This is a genomic window from Mycobacterium sp. 852014-50255_SCH5639931 (assembly GCF_001665605.1).
Classification (GTDB): Bacteria; Actinomycetota; Actinomycetes; order Mycobacteriales; family Mycobacteriaceae; genus Mycobacterium; species Mycobacterium paraffinicum.
Genome location: NZ_LZSV01000029.1, coordinates 132,079 through 151,704 on the forward strand (window position 1 = coordinate 132,079; position 19,626 = coordinate 151,704).

The window sequence follows — 19,626 nt, forward strand, 5'->3', positions numbered from 1 at the left end:
CCTTCTGCGGAGCAAGCCTACTCCCGCATATGGGCCGGTCACGACGCAATTCGACCGGTATCTTGAGCCAGAGCGCCGGCTCAAGCTTGGGAATCGACGGTCATGATCCGCGGCTGGCGACCGGGCCCGTCTCAAACACCGGCGGCGCACTGAGCGCCACCAGAACGCAGCCGGCGGGCTCTTGGAGATGGCAAACGTTTCAGCGGGGGACACGTCCTAACCGGCAGGTTGGGGCAGCGGTCGCATCCATGACGCCAACTACAGCCTGAGCGGCCCATTCAAGGTTTATCGGGCCAACTCACGTGTCAGACGGTCCCGCTGGCCGGGCCTACGGCCAATGGAACGTGGACCTACAGTTCTGCTGACCGGCGCAGATCGACCACCGCAGCGAGCCGATCGCCTGGAGACGGCAGGCCGCCTCAAGTCTTGGCGAAGCTGTATATCCGGTATTCCGCTGGGCCCCCCACTTGCAGGCTCTGCTGCGTTTTCCAAACGAGCTGGCGGGCGGGGGGTGCGACAAATCTGTGCGCGAGTGGTGGCACAACTTTATCGATCATCGACACCCACCACTGTGAGTTTTTCTCCATCCCCCGCACAACCTCTGAATTGATCACGGCCTGTGAAAGCGTCCGCATCGGCGCATTAGCTAACTCCGCCTCCCAGCCGGCAATAGTGTCAGTGAATCGGAAATCAGCATATAGAAAATGCCCTTGCGGGCGCAGCACGCGCGTCACCTCGGCGAGGAAACGGGAAAACTGACCGTAGAGGTGCGAGGATTCGATATTGATCACCGCGTCGAAGGATTGGTCGGGGAAAGGCAGATCCTCGGCGTCGCCTTGCATGAACTCGAGACCCGCTAGCTTGTGCCTTTCCCGACAAAAGGCGATGCCGGCCGGGTTCAAATCCAGTCCGGTGTATGAGGCCGGGTGCAGGGTGCGCATGAGGTATGAGGCCCCACCGCCATGGCCGCATCCGACCTCCAGCACCTGCTTACCGTTGAGGTTCACCTGGGTCGCCGTGCGGTGATAAAGCTGAATGAAATACCGGTTGGGCTCGTCGCTGGGCGAAAGGGGTACGCCCATCGGTGGATCCTCTTCGTACCCATAGTTGAGGAACAAGACATCGTCCGCGGCAAGCCGGCGGGTCAAGTAGCGATACAGAAACTTCTGGTAGATGTAATCGCGCATTAATTGCGAATACTTCTCATTGGCCTTGCCGAGGAGCAGGCGACGAATACTACGCTCTTCGCCTCGGAGGGCCATCCGTGGAGCATACCAAGACATGGGTACCGTGCGGTTCTGATCGCATCCACTGGAATGACGTTTTTCCGATCCGCGCACCGTACCGCGGATGCCAGGGCACGGTAATTACCGGCTGACTTCCACTTGGGGGCGATCGCGTTATCAAGGTCGTCGAATTAGCCAGAGCTATGTCTTTCGGCACTGATTAGGCTGCCGTCGCCACCGAGCGGCACATTCCGTGTGGCACGGCGGCCAAACCTTATTGGCGCGAAAAACGTTACAGTCCGCGGCTTCTCCTACGACGTCTCCTGCTCAGAGACGTCAGCTAACCCGTCGCCTTCTTTGACTGGCTGAGTTCTCGGAGGCTATGTCATCGGTAGCTGACTTGTGGTCCATGGCCACAGTTGCTAAGCTTGGCTCCCGGCCATCTTCCGGGTCGTCAGAGCTTCGGTGTCCTGGAACGGCCGGCCATCGGGCCGGAGCAGGTCGTGGAACCAGACTTTCGGGATCGCGGTGTACGGGTGATCCCACGATTCCCAGGGAAAGTAGGTCTGGGTCTTTCCGGCGACCAGACCCCAGTTGATGGCACCGACGTTGTGGCGCTTGGCCACCGGGAGGATTCCCTCCACGGTGCTGCCTCGGGGCCGCGCCATGTACTCCGTGCAGAGCATCGGCCTCCCCAGCGGAGCAAGCTCGCCGATCCGGGACTCGAAGCCCGCCGGGTCGGCGTAGGAATGGAACGTGACGACGTCGGCGTTGGCGAGCTGAATGTCGCTGATTGCGCTGCGGCCCTGGGGTTGTCCCCAATCGCCGCGCCACACGCCGCTCGTGAGTGGCTGACTGGGATCGACCGCGCGCGCCCAGCGGAACACCTGGGGAAGCAGGTTGGCGACCAGCTGATCCTTGTCGCTGCGCTCGGCGCTCTTGTACTGGCGCGCGGGGTTGTCCGGCTCGTTCCACAGGTCCCAGCCCAGAATGCGGTCGTCGCTGCGAAATTGGGTCAACACCGCGGTGACGTAGTCGCGCATGACGCCGGCGTAGCGGGGGTCGCCGAGCCGTTCGGCGCCCGGGCTCTGCACCCAGCCGGAGTTGTGCACACCCGGCCTCGGCGCGCGTTGTCGGCCCGCCCTGGGTGCCGGATCCCAGCATGAGTCGAAGAAGACGAACAGCGGTTTGATGCGATGGCGCGCGGCGATGTCGACGAACTGCGCAAGCCGCGTCTGGAAGCCGCGCTGGTCCTGCGCCCACAGCTGATCGTGGAGGAAGACCCGGGCGGTGTTGTGCCCGTAGAACCTGGCCCAGCCGAGCTCGTTGTCGATGCGTCGCGGGTCATAGGTGTCGGCCTGAAACATCTCAAGCTGATTGATGGCGTTGGAGGTGATGTAATTCGATCCGACAAGGAAACCTTGCGCCTGATACCAGCGGTTGGCGCGGTCCGCGGGCCACCGGCCCGGTTCCTCCGCGGAGGCGCGTGGCGCTCGCGCCAGCGCGGTGCCTGCTGCCAGCAGAAGTGGCAGCTTGAGGGCCGTTCTTCGTTGCACGATGTGACGATAAATTTTCCCGGCGATTTCCCCGGGATTTGCTCAGCGCGTCGCGCCAGCTTGACGTGCGAATTGTTATCGCTTCGTCACTGGCGCCCGCGCGCACGCCGCCCCACCCGCGCCAGAGCCGGCCAAATTTGCCCCGGCGGAGACGGCAAAGTTACTTCAAACTTCACCCCCGGGAGCGCAATACTGAACCCGTGCCCGATCGAAACGTGTTAGGCGGCCCGCTGGAACCGTGCGGCACCGAACCCGTGACCGGTTACTACCGCGACGGCTGTTGCTCCACCGGCCCCGAGGACCTCGGCCGCCACACGATCTGTGCGGTCATGACCGCTGAGTTCCTGGAGCACCAGCGTTCCATCGGCAATGACCTTCTGACACCGGTTCCCGAATACCGGTTCCCGGGCCTGTTGCCCGGCGATCGCTGGTGCGTAACGGCGCTGAACTGGCTGCGTGCGCACCAGGATGGCTGCGCGGCACCCGTGGTGCTGGCCTCCACGCACGAGCGCACCCTCGAGGTGGTGCCCCTCGAGGCGCTGCAGGAACACAAGGTCGACGTGCCCGACGACTTGGCGAACCTGTAGGACCACAGCAGATCGACGCCTAACGTCTGTGTCATATTTCTCTTCGACGACACGTCGAAAAGAGGATCCGGTGGGCTCTGCCGTTGATGACATCGACTTCGACGACCTGACCGCGCCCAAGCTGACCGACGTGCAACGGCAGATCCTGGACTTCACCGAGGCCAAACACGTCGACTTCGACATCGACCAGATGCTCGCAGAGGCGGTCGAGCAGGCCGGAGTCGACGACCTTGACGATGTCGACGGCTTCGGTGATCGGCTCGCCGCGCACGTCGCCGCGATCGAAGCCGACGAGGGTTTGCGCCAGCTCACGCGCTCGTCGTTGCGGCAACGCGTCGTCCGGTTGCTGCGCAACCGGTTGTCCCTGACCGAGCTCCTCAAGCGATATCCGGAGATCGAAGCTATCCCGATCGAGCGCCCGTTCATCGTCGTCGGGATGCCGCGCTCGGGTACCACCCATCTGGTGAATCTCATTGCCGCCGACCCGCGCCGGAGGGCCTTGCCGTATTGGGAGAGCCAGGAGCCGATTCCGGCCCGCGGTCAGGGACCGGACATCTTCGGGGTCGACCCCCGCTACGCACGAGCCAAATCCGAGCACGATGCATTGATGGCCAGCGCTCCGGTGGTCGCCGCCATGCACGACCGATTCCCCGAGGCGATCGAGGAAGAAGTCGAACTGCTCGACCTGGATGTGGCCGGCTACGTCCTCGAATGGCATGCACGCGTGCCGGATTGGCGCGACTACTACCTGAGCCTGGACCAAACCCGGCACTACGCATACTTGAGAAAGGTGCTGCAGGCGTTGACCTTCCTGCGCGGTCCGCGGACCTGGGTCCTGAAAAGCCCGCAGCACTGTGAGCAGCTCGGCCCGCTCATGGCGACGTTTCCCGACGCGACAGTGGCTTTCACACACCGTGATCCCGTCGCGGTTATTCAGTCGGCGATCACGATGATGGCCTACTCCGATCGGCTGCGGCGCACAAGCATCGAGCCCGACTGGCTGCTGGACTATTGGAGCGACCGGGTGCACCGGCTGCTCACCGCGTGCGTGCGCGACCGTGATCTCGTCCCGGCCGAACGCAGCATCGACGTCAGCTTCCACCAGCTGAACGGCAACGAAATGCCGGTGCTCGAGCGGCTTTACGAATGCGGCGACGCCGAACTGACACCGAAGGTACGGGCGCGATTCCAGAAATATCTGGACGGCAATCCGCGCGGCAAACACGGCCGCATCCACTACGACCTGCAAAAGCACTTCGGCGTCACGCCCGACGAGGTGCGCGGACGATTCGACTTCTACTTCGACAGGTTCGACGTCCACGCCGAGAGCTAGCCGGAAGGCAACGCACTGATGAGTTTCGAACCGGTCTACCGCAGCAGGCCCGGCGCCGACGCCATGCGTCCCGCGGCCGCCGAACGGGCCGAGGAGATCGCGCCCGGGCTGTGGGTCTCACCGGGGCTGTCGAATTCCTACCTGCTCACCACGCGTGAGGGCCGGGTGATCGTCAACACCGGCATGGGTTTCGAGGGCCCGGTGCATCGCGCGAACTTCGACGCCGTCGACCCCTCGCCCGTGCGCTACATCATCTTCACGCAGGGCCATGTCGACCACGTCGGTGGTTTGGACAGCGTGCGCGACCCCGAGACAACCGTCGTCGCGCAGGCCAACTGGACGCTGTGGCGCGACGATAACGAACGCCTCATCCCGTATCGCGCCAGCCGCAGCGCCTTCGCGTTCAAGGACACCCTGGCGACCGGCGTCCAAGCCATTCAGCGGCGCCTGGGGAGCAGCCGGCTGGCCGGCCAGAGCGTTCCCGTCGTCGACCTCGATTTCGAAGACACCCTCACCCTGGAGGTCGGTGAGCGGCGGATGGAGCTGATCTCCGTGCCCGGCGGCGAAACCACCGACTCACTGGTGGTGTGGCTGCCGGACGAGCGTATTTGCCTGTGCGGAAACGTCTTCGGCCCACTGTTAGGCCACATTCCCAACCTGGTCACCGTGCGTGGCGACCGGTACCGCGACGCGCTGACAGCCATCGCGTCCGTGGACCGGGTGCGCGACCTGCGGCCCGACCTCCTGGTGACCGGTCATTTCGAACCGATAGCCGGGGCCGAGCTTATTTACGCCGAACTGACCCGGCTGCGCGACGCGATCCGGTACGTCCACGATCAAACCGTCGAGGGGATGAACGCCGGCAAGGACATCCGGACCCTGATGCGTGAGATCACTTTGCCCGCGGAATACGAAGTGGGACAAGGCTATGGAAAGGTCGCCTGGGACGTGCGGGCCATCTGGGAGAACTACTCCGGCTGGTTTCACCACGAGTCAACCACCGAGCTCTATCCGGTCGGGTTCGACACCGTCGCGGCCGACGTGGTCGAACTGGCCGGGGCCGACGCATTGGTGAGCCGGGCGCGGGCACACCTCGCCGACGGCCGCCCGCTGCAGGCCATCCACCTCGCCGAGCTTCTTCCGTCGGACCACGCCGGGGCGCGGGACGTGCTTCGGGACGCCCACGAAAAGCTTCTCGCCGGCAGCACGAACTTCTGGGAAACCGCCTGGCTGAGAAACCAGATAGCGAGGAACTCATGACGGCGCGCGTCAGCTTCGACTTCACCGGGACCACGGTCCTCATCACCGGCGCCACGAGCGGGATCGGGCACGCGACCGCCGTGTTGTTCCGCGACGCCGGCGCCCGGGTCGCCGTCACCGGGACCAAACCGGCGCCGGAGGTCTACGGCGTTGACCTGTCCGGCATGGATTATCACCAGCTCCAGATCAGCGACCCGGATTCGGTGGACGCGCTGGCGGACAAGTTCAATCGGCTCGACGTACTGGTCAACAACGCCGGCGCCAATTTCCCTGGCGGCCTTGATGAATCGAAACCCGACGGGTTCGAGGCCTCGGTCGCGCTGAACCTCACCGGGCCGTACCGATTGACGGTCGGGCTCTACCGCGCCCTCAAGGCGTCGACCGCCGAGGGCGGCGCCAGCGTGGTGAACCTGGCCTCGATGTCTGCGCTGCGGGCCGTTCCCCTGGTGCCCGGATACGGTGCGGCGAAGGCGGGGATCGTCTGCATCACAAGGAACCTCGCCGTCAAATGGGCCGGTAAGGGTATCCGGGTCAACGCGGTGGCGCCGGGCGCGATCGACACCCCGATGACCGCGCCCATGCACGGCTCGGCCGAATTGGTGGAGTCGGAGCTGGCGCACATCCCGCTGCGTCGTTTCGGTTCCGTCGGGGAGATCGCCCCGACCATCGCCTTCCTGTGCACCGAGCAGAGTAGCTACACCAGCGGTGCCGTGTTCGTCGTCGACGCCGCGTCGGACTGCGTCTGAGACACGAGGAAAGACATGTCAATTGCGCTGCGGCCCGAGGACTTCTACCACACCGGCATCATCGTGCCCGACCTCGATGCGGCCATGGGCCGGCTGAGCGCGCTGGCCGGCTACCGGTGGATCACCCCGATGAGCTACACCCTGCCGTTCCGCACCCCGGCCGGCGTCCGCGAATTGACCTCGACGATCGTCTACTCCTTGCAGAGTCCGCACCTCGAACTCGTGCAAGAGGTGCCAGGAACCCCGTGGACGGCCGCGCCGGGCAACGCGGTCCACCACCTCGGCTACTTCAGCGACGACCTGGCCCAGAGTGCGCGTGGGCTGGAGGCCAACGGCTTCACGCTCGAGATGACGGCGGACGTCCCCGGCTCCGATATCGCACTATTCGCCTACTATACGGACGCATTCGGCGCCCGAATCGAGATCGTCGACCGCGCGCTGTTTCCCGACTTTCCCGCGTTCCTGCGGTCGATGGCGGGGCCCGAGGAGGCATGACGTGTTGCTGACTGTGCTGCGCTTCAACTTCGCCTCGCCGCACGGCGAACCACACACGCAGAGTGGGTTGTTGTCGGCCGCCCTCGAACTGGCGCAGTGGGGCGAGTCGCACGGCATCACCTCCATCAGTGTCGACGAGCACCACGCGACCGGACACGGCTGGAGCTGCAATCCCATCATGGCGGCGGCGATGTTCCTGGCCCGTACGTCGACGCTGATCGCCAGCGTGGATTGTGCGCTCGGCCCGCTCTGGAATCCGGTGCGGCTCGCCGAGGACATCGCTCTCGTCGACAACATGAGCCGCGGCCGGTTGCACACCACGGTCGGCCTCGGGTACCGCACCATCGAATATGGCGCCATAGGCGTCGATTTCGCGCGCCGGGGCGCTCTGATGGACAGCCTGCTCGAGCGGATGCTGTCGGTATGGTCCGGCGCGGATGCCGACGCCGGCATTTGCACCGGCACCTGGACCCGGCCGCATCCACCGCTGTACGTCGGCGGTGGCACCCGCGCCACGGCGCGACGCGCGGCACGATTCCGGCTGCCCCTCAGCCTGGCCGACCACCTGCCCGACATCGCCGCCTACTACCGCGAGCTGTGTGCCGACGCCGGCATGACGCCGCTCATTCTCATGCCGGGGCCGGTTAACCGCGGAATGATCTTCCTGCACGAGGACCCGGACCGGGCATGGGCGGAGCTCGGCGACCATATCCTTTGGGAGGCAGTCACTTACGGCGGATGGTCAACCGATCAAAGATCCCTGATGCATTTGCCCGGCGTGCAAACGCTGGACGAGGTCAAGGCGTCGGGCCGGTATCGCTTCCTGGCGCCCGACGAGCTGATCGCGGAGGTGCGCGACGCCGACAACTACGGCCCGCTCGTGATGCACCCACTGGTCGGCGGCATGCCCGTCGACGAAGCGTGGAAGTCGGTCCAATTGCTCACCGACAAGGTCCTGCCCGCGTTGAACTAACGGGCCAACCCCAGATTGCGCCACGAATATGCGAGTATGCGCCTGCCATGGAATCTCGAGCAAAGACATCGGCGCTCGTCGGCGGCGCAGCCGCACTCGGCTTGGCGGTCGCCTTCGGCGGCGGCGCCGGTGGGGGCGGTTGAGCGCGAGTCGCGGTCTAGCGCCGAGCCCTACTCGACAGCCACTTCAGCACCGGACCCGCCGCCACCAGAACGAGAGCGAGCCGACGCATCACCAGACCAGTATGCGGTCGGTGCTTGAATGGTGAGATGGGTTACCCCACGCCCCAAGTGGCGATTTTGGACGACTACGCCGGAGCGGCCCTGCGGCTTGCCGACTGGTCATCGGTGCAAAACCGATCCCGCGTCACCGTTTTCGGACGCCACCTCTCTGAGGATGAAGCGGCGGACGAGCTGCGGCCATTCGATGTGATCTGCACCCTGCGCGAGCGGATGGCGCTACCACGAACGCTGCTTGCGCAGCTGCCGAACTTGAAACTGATCACGATCGTCGGAAGAAGCCTGCCCAACCTGGACCTGGGTGCGGCAACCGAGCGCGGCATCATCGTCGCCCATACCGACTTCGCCCATCCGCGATTCCGATCCGTGCACGACGCCACCCCCGAATTCGCCTGGGGCTTGCTGATCGCCACGGTACGCAACCTGGCGGAAGAACACCGGCGCATGCGAGGCGGCGGCTGGCAGGTGACGACGGGTCTCACGCTGTCCGGCAAGACGCTCGGGTTGCTCGGCCTAGGCCGGGTGGGCAAGCGGATGGCCGATTACGCAAAAGCCTTTGGCATGGACGTCATCGCGTGGAGCCAGAACCTCACCGCGGACGCCGCCGCGGCGGCCGGCGCGCGCCGGGTCGAGAAGGCGACGCTGTTCGAGGAGTCCGACGTGGTCTCCATCCACGTCGTCCTGTCTGAACGCACCCGCGGTCTGGTGGGTGAACGCGAGCTGGCTCTGATGAAGCCGCAGGCATACTTGATCAACACGTCGCGGGGCCCGATCGTCGATGAGGCCGCGATGATCGCCGCTCTCGAAACCGGGCGCATTGCCGGCGCGGGGCTGGACGTCTATGACGTCGAACCGCTGCCGTCCGATCACCGGTTAAGGCTGCTCCCGAATGTGACGCTGTCTCCGCACCTGGGGTACGTCACCCGTGAAATGCTCGCCGCCTTCTATTCCGACACCGTGGAGGCGGTGGCCGCTTGGCTGGACGGGGCCCCGATTCGGATCGCGAACCCTGAGGCGTTGCCGGGTTGATCAGGTGCGCTTACGTTTCCAGTGTGGGCTCTTGACCGCTTCGAGTGCTTCGGTGACGTAGCGATCCAGCGGCCACGGGCGACCCGACTGACGTACCCATTGCTGGAAACCGAAATCGGCTGCCGCGAAAGCGAGTTGCACCAGCAAGCCGGGACGGAGGTCGACGTCGGAGTTCACGCCCATGCGCTCGGCGATCAGCTTGGCCGCCCGCTCCTTGTCGGCGGGCGTGTGAACGGTCACCTTACGCAGCAGATCGGGGGCCACCAGCAGCGCTTCTCGCCACTCGTCGGTGTCCGCCTGCTCAAACGATCGGGTCCGCGTGATGATGGCGTTGATCAGCGCGACATCGGGTGACTCACTGGCGGGCCGCTGCTCGAGCAGGTTGACGATCGCTGCGCCGCCATGGCGAACGGGTGCGAGCAGCAACTCTTCCTTCGTCGGCACGTGCCGGAAGAAGGTCCGCGGCGAAACGCCTGCGGCAGCCGCGATTTCTTCCGTCGTCACGGCGTCGTATCCGCGCTCGACAAAGAGCCGAAACGCCGCGCGCCTGATGTCGGCCCGGATCTGGGCGCGCTGCCGGTCGCGCAGCGATTCTCCTCTGGCGGGAAAGGTCACCGGAAGCAGCCGATTCCACCGTCGACGTGAATGGTCTGCCCGGTGATGAACGTCCCGTCGCTGCCCAGTAGGAAGGCCACCAGCGCGCCCACGTCGGTGCGGACATCCCCGATCCGCTTCATCGGCACGCGTCGCACGGCCTTCTCGTACTCTTTGGGGGCGAACGACTTCCAGAACTTCACACCGTCCGATTCGGCGAACGGGCAGATCACGTTGACCCGGATGTTGTCGCGCCCCCACTCCAAAGCGGCGACCTTCGACAGGCCCCGGATGGCCTCCTTGGCGGCGGCGTATCCGCCCCATTTCGGTTCGCCGCCGGTGCCCGTCCCGGAGCCGAGATTGACGATCGAGCCGCCGCCTGCCTCGACCATTACGGGGTGCACGGCCTGCATGAGCAGGAAGGTCGCCCGCGGGCCGACGTCGTGACCGAGCGCGAAGTCCTCGGTGGTGATATCGACAAACGCCTTGGGCTCGTTGGTGGCGATCGCATTGTTGACCAGGCCGTGCACCGTGCCGAAGGCGTCGACCGCGGCCGTCACAATCCGCTGGGCGCTGTCCGGGTCGCGCAGGTCGGCCGTCAGCTTCTCGACGCGTCCCAACGACGACAGCTCGGCGGCTGTCTTGCCAAGCAACTCGTCCTGGATGTCGACCAGCAGCACCGCCGCCCCGCGTTCCAGCAGCGCGGCGGCGGTGCCCTTGCCCACGCCTTGGGCGGCGCCGGTAACGATCGCGACGTGGTCGCGCATCGAGGAAGGATGGCTGTAGGTCATGTGACCGGTCCCATCCGCAGCGGGGTCCCACGATGCATCTCGTAGGTGCTGCGCACACCGTCGGGCAGCTCGATGAACTCGACTGGGGTTCCGTCCGGATCCTTGACGAAAAACATTCGCACCCCACCGATTTCGAAGGGCTCCTGGTCGGGCGTGTAGCCGGCCGCGGTAACACGGCGGTGGGTGTCGTCGAGATCGGTCACCGACAGGGAGACGTTGTGGATCCCGGTGATGCCGCGACGCGCGGGCTTCTGATCGGCAGGACTCGCACCCAGTGACAGCAGCTCAACCATCAGTCCGCCGAGCAGGCCGCCCACCACCCGGCCCTCCTGCTTGCGGGTGGCGTGCAGCACCACGTCGAAAGGCTCACCGGAGATGAGGGTTTCGAACACGACCTCCATGCCGAGCAGGTCGCGGTAGAACGTCAGGGCACGGTCCATGTCGGTCACACCGACGACGAGGTGACAGAACGATACGTCGCCGGGGGCGCCGGTCATGACGAGGCGAGCCCGGGTGTCGGGCGGCCCGCGAACATGGGCAGGTCGAGGTAAGTCTTGATGCCGGGTTCGGCTGCGCAGACGTCGGGGACGGCGTTGACGCAGTGATTGGCCGTGGCCACCACGCCCGGATTCTTCACCAGCCCCTCGGCGATCGTCTCGGGCTGCAGACCCTTGAAGGTGAGGCTCACGGTGGGGTCACCGGTGATCTCCACCTCGAAGCGTTCGCCCCGGCCGCCGAAATTCCAGGCCGGCTCCAGGTTTTCCTCACCCATCAGCCAGTTGACCGCGGCCGTGATGACCGGCTCGCCGTCTACCAGGGCCTGCCAGCGGAACCGGCGCGCGGCCACCGTTCCGGTGGTGATCGGGAACGGTGCGTAGTCGATGTCGGCGGTCGCGACGGCGACGTCCTGAATGGTCCTGATGTTCGGCTCGATGCGAAATCCCATGTGGTCAGCGATCATTCGCACCGACTGCTTGAAGCCCGCCTCGAGCAGGCCGGCCATGGGCCCTTGCATGGCTTCCTCGGGGGTACCGCCGAAGCCCATGATGTGGCGCACGACGTCCGGGGCGTTGTAGGTGCGGATGTCGGAGAATTCCTCGGCGCGGATGTGAGTGACTGCCGACGACAGCGACGACAGCATCAGCGGGAATCGTTCGGTGATGCCCCCGGGGTGGATCCCCGAACCGTGCAGGGTCACCCCGCCTTCCACCGCCGCGTCGGCGACGGCCTGGTGCCGGCGGTTACCCGGATCGGGATACACCCAGCCGACGGGCGTGACAACGTTCTTGCCGGATCGCAGGATCGCGATCACCTCGTCGTCGTTGGGCACCAGGGGGCTGTACATGACGCAGTCGGCGTCCAGCGCCAGGATCTCGTCGATGCTGGAAGTGGCGGTGACACCGAGGTCCTCAATTCCGAGGATCCGCCCGACGTCGACGCCGTTCTTGTCGGCGCTGTGCACCCAGCAGCCCGCCAGCTCCAACTGCGGATGGTTCAGGACGCACGCGACGGCCGCCTTGCCGACGCCTCCGGTCGCCCACTGGATGACACGAAGCTTGGACGGACTACTCATCTGCTGACCTCCGAATTGCATGCCTTTACACGCCCACGACCGGACTGGCACAGTATGACCCGCTGACAGTGACTGTCAACATCGACTGCGAGTGGGAAGGCCTGTCATGAGCATCCTCGACGGCAAGGTCGCGATCGTCACCGGAACCAGCCGCGGCGTGGGCGTCGGCATCGCCCACGAACTGCTCCGCGCCGGCGCCACCGTCGTCGGCTGTTCGCGTTCACCGCTGGACGCCATCCCCGGTTGCGAAACCGACTGGGCCGCCCGGGCCTCCCAGAAGGTTTGTGACCAAGGGGACTACCGCGCGATCGATTCCTTCGTCGCCGAGGTCGTCGCCGAGCACGGCCGGATCGACATCCTGGTGAACAACGCCGGCGGGACCGTTCCGGCGCCGCACGCCGAGAGCATTCCCGAGCTGGTGCAACGCATTCAGGGGGCGCCCGCCAGCGACGACGAATACGAGCGCACCGCGCTGTTCCACGCGTACGCGGTGCAGATGAACCTCATCAGCCCGCTCTGGTTCGCCATCCGCGTCTACCGGCAGATGCGCACCCAAGACGGTGTGGGCTGCATCATCAACATCTCCAGCGGCGCCGGCCATCCGGCCGGATCACCGACGTTGGTTTCCTACGGCGCGGCCAAGAGCGGGCTCAACCATCTCACCCGCTCGCTGGCCGAGGAGTGGGGCCCCAAGGTGCGGGTCAACTGCATCGCGCTGGGGCCAACGATGACCGAGAACTTCCGGTCGTTCGTTTTGCCGAAGGACGACCCAACGGGCGCAAAGTATTTCGCCGCGGTTCCGCTGCGGCGTGCGGGCGACCCCGCGGAGGTGGGCAGGGTCTGCGTGTTCCTGGCCGGCGGGGAGGCCGACTTCGTCAACGGCACCACCATCGAGCACGACGGTGGCATGCTGCCCGGCGTGCTGTACGAAGCGGGCCTGAAGACCATCACCGATCTGCTCTAATCGTCACCATGAGCAACTTGGAGCCCAACGCCGAACAGTTCACGGCCCTGGCCGCGCGGCCCGCCGACGCACCGGTGGTGATGGTCAACCTGTTGAAGTTCAAGTCCCCGGATGGCCTGGAGTCCTACCGGCGTTACGGGCAGGAGGTCGCACCGCACCTGCAGCGTGTGGGTGCCACCGTCCGCTACGCGGGAACTGCGCCGACGTTCGTCATCGGTGACGGCGAAAGGCCTTGGTGGGACGCCATTCTCATCGTTGAATACCCGACGCCGCAGGCGTTCATCGCCATGGTGACCACTGCCGAGTACGCCGAGGTGCACCAACACCGCGCCGCCGGGCTCGATCGGGGTGATCTGATCGCCACGTCGGTATGGTCCCTCGCGGGCGACTGACAGTCAGAGCTTGTAACCGATAGCGCGCAGCAAGTCGTGGCGCTCGGCCGCGTCGCGGTCGCCTTCCACTCCGACGGGAGTCTGACCGTCGATCACACCCACGATGCCGCGACCGCGCGGGGACTCCGCGACAATGACTTCAACTGAATTCGCTGTGGCGCAGTAGATCCCGCAGACTTCGGGCACCGCTTTCACAGGGTTGAGGACATTGACCGGAAAGCCCTCCCGCAGGAAGATCACGAAGCTATGTCCGGCCGCGATGGCCAGCGCGGCGCGAGTTGCCAGGTCGACCAAGTCCGCGTCGTTGCCGCTGCGGCGAACCAACCGCGGTCCGGACGCCTCGCAGAAGGCCACGCCGAACCGCAGCGACGGGCTCACGCCGACCAGGGCCTCGTGCAGGTCTTCGACCGTTTTGATGAAATGCGCCTGGCCGATGATCACGTTGACATCCTCTGGCTTGTCAACGGCCACCACGTCCCAGCTCAACGATGGTGTCGCCACGAACCCATGCTGCCACGCGGCCGCGGCCCCACGGCTACAGGCTTTTGTCCTTTATGAGGGGCCGAAAGACCGCGATGTTCTAAAGAGCGCCTTCGCCCCGGCGTCCGTCGAGGTCTAATTGGTGCATGGAACTGATGATGCCCACCGACGCGATATTTCTGCTGGGAGAGTCGCGGGAACACCCCATGCATGTCGGCGGTCTGCAGTTGTTCGAGCTGCCCAAGGGCGCCGGCCGCGGCTTCGTTCGTGACCTCTACGACCGCTTGGTCGCGCAGGATGATTTCCAGCCCACTTTCCGCAAGCATCCGGCGGCGTTCGTCGGCGGAATCGCGAACCTGGGCTGGTCCTACGACAAAGACGTCGACGTCGACTATCACGTCCGGCGCTCGGCTGTGCCGTCGCCCGGTCGGATCCGTGAACTGCTCGAGCTGACCTCGCGGTGGCACAGCAGCCTGCTGGATCGTCATCGTCCACTGTGGGAGACCCACATCATCGAGGGTCTCAAGGATGGCCGGTTCGCCATCTACACGAAGATCCACCACGCACTGATCGACGGCGTCTCCGCGCAGAAGCTGATGCAGCGCGCGTTGTCGACCGACCCCGATGACCCCGAGATTCGCGCGCCGTGGAGCCTGCCCAAGAGCAAGCGCAAGAGCAACCGGGTAAGCCCGCTGACGTCGGCGCTGCATGCGGCGGGATCCCTTGCGGCGCTTGCCCCATCTACGCTTTCGCTGGCCCGGGCGGCGCTCTTCGAGCAGCAGCTGACGCTGCCGTTCGGGGCGCCGCGCACCATGCTGAACGTCAAGATAGGCGGCGCCCGCCGCTGCGCCGCGCAGTCCTGGTCGTTGGACCGCATCAAGAGCGTCAAGAAAGCCGCCGGGGTGACGCTCAACGATGTCGTCCTGGCGATGTGCTCGGGCGCCCTGCGCTACTACCTGCTCGAGCAGAACGCGCTACCGGACACGCCGCTGATCGCAATGGTCCCCGTCAGCCTGCGCACCGAAGACGAGGCCGACGCCGGGGGCAACCTCGTCGGCGCCATCCTGTGCAACCTCGCCACCGATACCGACGACCCCGCACAGCGATTGCAGACCATCAGCGATTCGATGCGCAGCAACAAGAAGGTGTTCTCGCAGTTGCCTCGATTCCAGGCGTTGGCGCTGTCCGCCGCCAACACGTCAGCACTGGCGTTGGCGGCGGTTCCGGGCTGGGTGGCGTCGACGTCGCCGCCGTTCAACATCATCATCTCCAACGTGCCGGGGCCCACCCAGCCGATCTACTACGGTGGCGCTCGGCTCGACGGCAACTATCCGCTGTCCATCGCGCTGGATGGGCAGGCGCTGAACATCACGCTGGCCAACAACGCCGGAAACCTGGACTTCGGTCTGGTGGGATGCCGGCGCAGCGTGCCGCACCTGCAGCGGCTGCTCGTGCACCTGGAGTCCTCGCTCAAGGACCTGGAACGGTCGGTCGGGTCCTGAGCGAATGCCGAAACTCAGTGCGGGTGTGCTGTTGTACCGGTCCCGCGACGGCGTCGTCGAAGTCCTGATCGCCCACCCGGGAGGCCCGTTCTGGGCGCGAAAAGACAACGGGGCCTGGTCGATTCCCAAAGGGGAGTACGCCGAGGGTGAAGACCCGTGGACCGCCGCCCGACGCGAGTTCTTCGAAGAACTCGGGCTTTCGGCGCCGGCCGGGGCCCGGCTGGGACTAGGCCAACTGAAGCAGTCCGGCGGCAAGCTGGTCACCGCCTTCGCCGTTTGCGGCGACTTGGACGTGAGCGACGCGCGCAGCAACACCTTCGAATTGGAATGGCCGAAGGGTTCGGGCAAGTTCCGCGAGTTCCCGGAAGTCGATCGGGTGGGCTGGTTTTCGGTGGCGCAGGCCCGCGTCAAGCTTCTGAACGGGCAACTCGGGTTTTTAGACCGGTTGATGGCGCATCCCGATCTGGCGGGGTTACACGAAGGGACCTGACATGCAGACGTTACGCACACCCGACGAGTCGTTCGACCGCGTGCCCGACTTTCCGTATGCGCCCAGGTATTGCGAAATATCGGACGGCGAGGGCGGGACGCTGCGGATTGCATGGTGCAAGAAGGCCCCGAGCGGGCCGACCCGATCCTCATGCTGCACGGCGAGCCGTCGTGGTCCTTCCTGTACCGCAAGATGATTCCGATACTTGTCGGCGCCGGACACCGGGTCATCTGCCCCGACCTGGTCGGGTTCGGTCGCTCGGACAAACCGACCCGCCGCGAGGATCACAGCTACGCGCGCCACGTCGAATGGATGCGCGCGGTGGCCTTCGACGTCCTCGACCTTCGAAACGTGACCCTGGTCGGCCAGGACTGGGGCGGGCTGATCGGTTTGCGCCTCGCCGCCGAACACCCCGATCGATTCGCCCGGCTGGTCGTGGCCAACACCGGCCTGCCGACCGGGGAGCAGCCGATGCCCGACGTCTGGTGGCGCTTTCGCGAGGCGATCACCACCGCACCGGAGCTACACGTCGGCGCGTTCGTGCAGGGTGGCTGTCGCCAACCGATGAGCGACGACGTGCGCGCGGGCTATGACGCGCCGTTCCCCGGCGATGAGTACTGCGCGGGCCCGCGCGCCATGCCGGGCTTGGTGCCGACCTCGGCGGACGATCCCGCGGCGGCGGCCAACAAAGCGGCGTGGGCCAAACTCTCCGCGAGCCCCACCCCCATGCTGGTCGCCTTTAGCGACAGCGACCCGATCACCGGCCCGATGGGCCCGATTTTCCAACGCGAGATGCGCGGCGCGCAGGGAATCGATCACCCCCTGATCCGCGGCGCCGGACACTTCCTGCAAGAGGATGCGGGCGAGGAGCTCGCGGGCCACATCGTCGAGTTCCTCCGTCGCTGAAACTGCCTGCGGTCCGCCTAGGGGCAGAATGGCCGCATGACGACCGCGCCGACCGATTCCCAGGGGTTGCTGCTGCAGCTGCTGGACCCGGCCAACCGGGCCGACCCATATCCACTTTGTGCGCAGTTTCGCGACGGCGGAGCGCTGCAGTTGCCCGGCGCCAACCTGGCCGTCTTCTCGAGCTACCGAGACTGCGACGAGGTATTGCGGCACCCATCGTCAAGCAGCGACAACGTCAACTCGACGGTCGCCAAGCGGCAGGCCGAGGCCGGCACAGCGCCGCGCAGGCAGGGCCCGCCGGGCTTCTTGTTTCTCGATCCACCCGATCACACCAGGCTGCGCAGGCTGGTCAGCAAGGCATTTGCGCCCAAGGTGGTGAACGCGCTGGAACCCGACATTCGTTCGCTGGTCGACGGAATGCTCGATCGGGTCGCCGAAAAGGGTCACTTCGACGTCGTCGAGGATTTCGCCTATCCGCTGCCGGTCGCGGTGATCTGCCGGTTGCTCGGCGTGCCGCTCGACGACGAGCCGCAATTCAGCCGTGCGTCCGCACTGCTCGCCCAGGCGCTGGATCCGTTCTCGACGATCACCGGAGTGCCGCCCGAGGTCGCGAATCAGCGACAACAGGCCGGAACGTGGCTGCGCGAGTACTTTCACGGCCTGATCGACCGCCGCCGTTCGACACCCGGTGACGACCTGCTGTCGGGGCTGATCGCGGTGGAGGAGTCCGGAGATCAACTGACCGAGGAGGAGATTGTCTCCACCTGCAACCTGCTCTTGATCGCCGGACATGAGACCACGGTGAACCTGATCGGGAACGCCATGTTGGCGATGTTGCGCGATCGCGGCCAGTGGAGCCGCTTGGGCACCGACTCGGGTCGAGCGTCGGCCATCGTGGAAGAGACCCTGCGCTTCGACCCACCCGTGCAACTTGTCGGGCGAATTGCTCTCGCCGACATGACGATTGGTGGAGCCGAGGTACCCGCGGGCGATGTCATGATGTTGGTGCTCGCCGCCGCCCACCGTGATCCTGCCGAATTCGACCGGCCCGATCTCTTCGACCCGGATCGGAAAGGATTGCGACACCTGGGTTTTGGTCGGGGAGCGCACTACTGCCTGGGCGCGCCGCTGGCCCGGCTGGAAGCAGGCGTGGCGCTGTCGGCGGTGACGGCGCGGTTCCCGCACGCGCGGCTGGACGGCGAGCCGCAGTACAAGGCCAACGTCACGCTGCGCGGACTGTCGCAGCTTTCCGTCGCGGTCTAGATCACCCGCGCTCCCACGGAGGGCTCTCGCCCCTCTTCTTGTAGTACTTCGCCAGGTGGCTCTTGACGCGGTCTACGTCCGCCTTCGGCAGGCCGATGCCGCGCGACTTCAAATCAGAAGCCGCATTGCTGCACACCCGTTAGACGAATATCCGTAAAATCGTGTGAAGTCAGCCATATCACCGGACATCGTCACAAACAGGTACCGAACATGCCTGAAGCGAACCAAAAGGGCGAAAGCGATCGTCGTCCAGAAGTGTGGGCAGCGTGAGCCAGCCAAGCGGTACGGACGGCCAACGCCCGCGTCGCACTCCCATCACGCTTGCCATATACCGTGACTTACGCGTCGCCATGGTCGTACTAATGGTGATGGTCGCTGCGGGCGTGATCATCGAAAAGATATCGGCACCCTGCTGGCAATCGGCCATCAGCACCTACTATTACACCTCCGCGCACAGCATCGTCGTCGCCGCGCTCCTGGCGCTCGGCACGCTATTCATCATCTATAGGGGCAGCACCGACACCGAGGATGTCTTGTTGACTCTGGCCGGGGTGAGCGCATTAACCGCCGCGATAGTGCCGCAGCCTCGACCCATGGACCTGTGCCCCGGGCCAGCTAATCTGCCGCTCGACTTCGACGACACCGCCAAGGCCGCCATGCTGCCCAATGTTTGGGCGGTCGCCATCGCGTTGGGTCTGGGCTATTTGCTGATCTGGTCGGTGATGCTGGACCAATGGAGGCGCGGCCGCCCCCCGCGGAAACGAAGGCCGGGCGGAATAGTGTCGCTGTGCGTTTTCTGGCTGATTATGGTGCTCGGACTGATTGCGCTGCTCTTCTTTCCGGACACGTTCAAGCAGTATGCACACGGCGCAGCCGCGGTACTGCTGCTCTCGTCCTTCATCGCCACCACGTTCTGCACCGCATACGTCGTCGGGCGAGAGGACCCGTCGAAGTCAGCGCATCAGCGCGGTTATAAGCGCATCTACTGGGGGATTGCCTGGCTGATGCTGGCGACGTTAATTGCAGTTCTCTGGGTTCATGTCTCAAGAGGGTTGGGGGGCCATTGGGGCCTTCTAGCCGAGGTGGCGCTGATCCTCGAGTTCGCCGCATACTGGGTGGTTCAAACGATCGACCTGTGGAGAACACCCGACCGGATTATGCGCTTCACCAAAGGTCCTCCGCCGTGTCTGTAGTGCGGCAGGTCGCGGGCGCAAAGCTTGACGTGTG

The 19,626-nt window shown here is 65.4% G+C and carries 20 protein-coding genes and 1 pseudogene; 14 read left to right on the plus strand and 7 right to left on the minus strand.

From position 1 onward, the window contains the following. Window positions 1-419: 419 nt before the first annotated feature. Both mtf2 and A5758_RS17130 read right to left on the minus strand, forming a co-directional pair. Window positions 420-1,187 carry a fatty-acid O-methyltransferase Mtf2 gene (mtf2, locus tag A5758_RS17125; RefSeq protein ID WP_231987346.1) on the minus strand — a complete coding sequence of 256 codons (768 nt, stop codon included), beginning with the start codon at window positions 1,185-1,187 and terminating at the stop codon, window positions 420-422. Between the two features lie 461 nt (window positions 1,188-1,648). Continuing rightward, complete coding sequence (locus A5758_RS17130; RefSeq protein ID WP_067742294.1) at window positions 1,649-2,782, minus strand: 1,4-beta-xylanase; 1,134 nt, start codon at window positions 2,780-2,782, stop codon at window positions 1,649-1,651. 200 nt (window positions 2,783-2,982) lie between these two features. Here A5758_RS17130 and A5758_RS17135 point away from each other — a divergent pair, with 200 nt between their 5' ends. The 7 genes from A5758_RS17135 to A5758_RS17165 all read left to right on the plus strand — a co-directional run bounded on the left by A5758_RS17135 (window position 2,983) and on the right by A5758_RS17165 (window position 9,444). After that, window positions 2,983-3,369 carry a DUF2237 family protein gene (locus A5758_RS17135; protein ID WP_067202515.1) on the plus strand — a complete coding sequence of 129 codons (387 nt, stop codon included), beginning with the start codon at window positions 2,983-2,985 and terminating at the stop codon, window positions 3,367-3,369. A 70-nt stretch (window positions 3,370-3,439) separates the two neighbouring features. Next, a complete protein-coding gene (locus A5758_RS17140; protein ID WP_067742298.1) occupies window positions 3,440-4,702 on the plus strand; it encodes a sulfotransferase in 1,263 nt (420 codons plus the stop codon). 18 nt (window positions 4,703-4,720) lie between these two features. Beyond that, a complete protein-coding gene (locus A5758_RS17145) occupies window positions 4,721-5,962 on the plus strand; it encodes an MBL fold metallo-hydrolase (RefSeq protein ID WP_067742302.1) in 1,242 nt (413 codons plus the stop codon). Beyond that, window positions 5,959-6,708 carry an SDR family NAD(P)-dependent oxidoreductase gene (locus A5758_RS17150; protein ID WP_067742305.1) on the plus strand — a complete coding sequence of 250 codons (750 nt, stop codon included), beginning with the start codon at window positions 5,959-5,961 and terminating at the stop codon, window positions 6,706-6,708. Before A5758_RS17145 ends, A5758_RS17150 begins: the two co-directional genes overlap by 4 nt. 15 nt (window positions 6,709-6,723) lie before the next feature. Beyond that, complete coding sequence (locus A5758_RS17155; RefSeq protein ID WP_067742308.1) at window positions 6,724-7,203, plus strand: VOC family protein; 480 nt, start codon at window positions 6,724-6,726, stop codon at window positions 7,201-7,203. Between the two features lies 1 nt (window position 7,204). Then, window positions 7,205-8,176 (plus strand): LLM class flavin-dependent oxidoreductase, encoded by a 972-nt coding sequence (locus A5758_RS17160; RefSeq protein ID WP_067742310.1) that lies wholly within the window; start codon window positions 7,205-7,207, stop codon window positions 8,174-8,176. Window positions 8,177-8,445: 269 nt separating this feature from the next. Further along, entirely contained in the window at window positions 8,446-9,444 is a 999-nt protein-coding gene (locus A5758_RS17165) for a D-2-hydroxyacid dehydrogenase family protein (RefSeq protein ID WP_067742311.1), read from the plus strand. Here A5758_RS17165 and A5758_RS17170 read toward each other — a convergent pair whose 3' ends face one another. The 4 genes from A5758_RS17170 to A5758_RS17185 are packed head-to-tail and all read right to left on the minus strand — an operon-like array spanning window position 9,445 to window position 12,402. Beyond that, window positions 9,445-10,059, minus strand: coding sequence for a TetR/AcrR family transcriptional regulator (locus A5758_RS17170; RefSeq protein WP_067202496.1), 615 nt, complete (start codon window positions 10,057-10,059; stop codon window positions 9,445-9,447). It abuts the gene before it with no gap. Next, entirely contained in the window at window positions 10,056-10,829 is a 774-nt protein-coding gene (locus A5758_RS17175; protein ID WP_067742313.1) for an SDR family NAD(P)-dependent oxidoreductase, read from the minus strand. The genes A5758_RS17170 and A5758_RS17175 overlap by 4 nt, the downstream gene beginning before the upstream one ends. After that, window positions 10,826-11,326 (minus strand): VOC family protein, encoded by a 501-nt coding sequence (locus A5758_RS17180; protein WP_067742314.1) that lies wholly within the window; start codon window positions 11,324-11,326, stop codon window positions 10,826-10,828. Before A5758_RS17180 ends, A5758_RS17175 begins: the two co-directional genes overlap by 4 nt. After that, on the minus strand, window positions 11,323-12,402 hold the full coding sequence (locus A5758_RS17185; RefSeq protein WP_067742425.1) for a dihydrodipicolinate reductase: 1,080 nt from the start codon (window positions 12,400-12,402) through the stop codon (window positions 11,323-11,325). Before A5758_RS17185 ends, A5758_RS17180 begins: the two co-directional genes overlap by 4 nt. 106 nt (window positions 12,403-12,508) lie before the next feature. On the opposite strand from A5758_RS17185, the gene A5758_RS17190 reads away from it, so the two are divergent. Next, the gene (locus tag A5758_RS17190; protein WP_067202488.1) at window positions 12,509-13,366 is read left to right on the plus strand and encodes an SDR family NAD(P)-dependent oxidoreductase; all 858 of its coding nucleotides are present in this window, start codon (window positions 12,509-12,511) and stop codon (window positions 13,364-13,366) included. 8 nt (window positions 13,367-13,374) lie between these two features. Further along, complete coding sequence (locus tag A5758_RS17195) at window positions 13,375-13,758, plus strand: DUF1330 domain-containing protein (protein WP_067742316.1); 384 nt, start codon at window positions 13,375-13,377, stop codon at window positions 13,756-13,758. Window positions 13,759-13,761: 3 nt separating this feature from the next. On the opposite strand, the gene A5758_RS17200 is transcribed toward A5758_RS17195, so the two are convergent. Further along, window positions 13,762-14,259, minus strand: coding sequence for an adenosine-specific kinase (locus A5758_RS17200; RefSeq protein ID WP_067742317.1), 498 nt, complete (start codon window positions 14,257-14,259; stop codon window positions 13,762-13,764). Between the two features lie 125 nt (window positions 14,260-14,384). Between A5758_RS17200 and A5758_RS17205 the strand changes: the two genes are divergently transcribed. The 5 genes and pseudogenes from A5758_RS17205 to A5758_RS17225 all read left to right on the plus strand — a co-directional run bounded on the left by A5758_RS17205 (window position 14,385) and on the right by A5758_RS17225 (window position 19,592). Then, on the plus strand, window positions 14,385-15,740 hold the full coding sequence (locus A5758_RS17205) for a wax ester/triacylglycerol synthase family O-acyltransferase (protein ID WP_067742318.1): 1,356 nt from the start codon (window positions 14,385-14,387) through the stop codon (window positions 15,738-15,740). 4 nt (window positions 15,741-15,744) lie between these two features. Further along, the gene (locus A5758_RS17210; protein ID WP_067742320.1) at window positions 15,745-16,230 is read left to right on the plus strand and encodes an NUDIX domain-containing protein; all 486 of its coding nucleotides are present in this window, start codon (window positions 15,745-15,747) and stop codon (window positions 16,228-16,230) included. A 1-nt stretch (window position 16,231) separates the two neighbouring features. Then, window positions 16,232-17,136 (plus strand): annotated as a pseudogene (locus tag A5758_RS17215) (haloalkane dehalogenase). A gap of 36 nt (window positions 17,137-17,172) precedes the next feature. Further along, complete coding sequence (locus tag A5758_RS17220) at window positions 17,173-18,399, plus strand: cytochrome P450 (protein ID WP_067742321.1); 1,227 nt, start codon at window positions 17,173-17,175, stop codon at window positions 18,397-18,399. A gap of 362 nt (window positions 18,400-18,761) precedes the next feature. After that, entirely contained in the window at window positions 18,762-19,592 is an 831-nt protein-coding gene (locus A5758_RS17225; RefSeq protein WP_156622673.1) for a hypothetical protein, read from the plus strand. Window positions 19,593-19,626 lie beyond the last annotated feature (34 nt).

Excerpts from the sequence above, each read along its gene's own strand:
- mtf2 (WP_231987346.1), bottom strand. The coding sequence starts at position 1,187 with ATGCGCGATTACATCTACCAGAAGTTTCTGTATCGCTACTTGACCCGC.
- A5758_RS17145 (WP_067742302.1), top strand. The coding sequence starts at position 4,721 with ATGAGTTTCGAACCGGTCTACCGCAGCAGGCCCGGCGCCGACGCCATG.
- A5758_RS17150 (WP_067742305.1), top strand. The coding sequence starts at position 5,959 with ATGACGGCGCGCGTCAGCTTCGACTTCACCGGGACCACGGTCCTCATC.
- A5758_RS17155 (WP_067742308.1), top strand. The coding sequence starts at position 6,724 with ATGTCAATTGCGCTGCGGCCCGAGGACTTCTACCACACCGGCATCATC.
- A5758_RS17165 (WP_067742311.1), top strand. The coding sequence starts at position 8,446 with ATGGGTTACCCCACGCCCCAAGTGGCGATTTTGGACGACTACGCCGGA.
- A5758_RS17175 (WP_067742313.1), bottom strand. The coding sequence starts at position 10,829 with ATGACCTACAGCCATCCTTCCTCGATGCGCGACCACGTCGCGATCGTT.
- A5758_RS17180 (WP_067742314.1), bottom strand. The coding sequence starts at position 11,326 with ATGACCGGCGCCCCCGGCGACGTATCGTTCTGTCACCTCGTCGTCGGT.
- A5758_RS17185 (WP_067742425.1), bottom strand. The coding sequence starts at position 12,402 with ATGAGTAGTCCGTCCAAGCTTCGTGTCATCCAGTGGGCGACCGGAGGC.
- A5758_RS17190 (WP_067202488.1), top strand. The coding sequence starts at position 12,509 with ATGAGCATCCTCGACGGCAAGGTCGCGATCGTCACCGGAACCAGCCGC.
- A5758_RS17195 (WP_067742316.1), top strand. The coding sequence starts at position 13,375 with ATGAGCAACTTGGAGCCCAACGCCGAACAGTTCACGGCCCTGGCCGCG.
- A5758_RS17205 (WP_067742318.1), top strand. The coding sequence starts at position 14,385 with ATGGAACTGATGATGCCCACCGACGCGATATTTCTGCTGGGAGAGTCG.
- A5758_RS17210 (WP_067742320.1), top strand. The coding sequence starts at position 15,745 with ATGCCGAAACTCAGTGCGGGTGTGCTGTTGTACCGGTCCCGCGACGGC.
- A5758_RS17220 (WP_067742321.1), top strand. The coding sequence starts at position 17,173 with ATGACGACCGCGCCGACCGATTCCCAGGGGTTGCTGCTGCAGCTGCTG.
- A5758_RS17225 (WP_156622673.1), top strand. The coding sequence starts at position 18,762 with ATGGTGATGGTCGCTGCGGGCGTGATCATCGAAAAGATATCGGCACCC.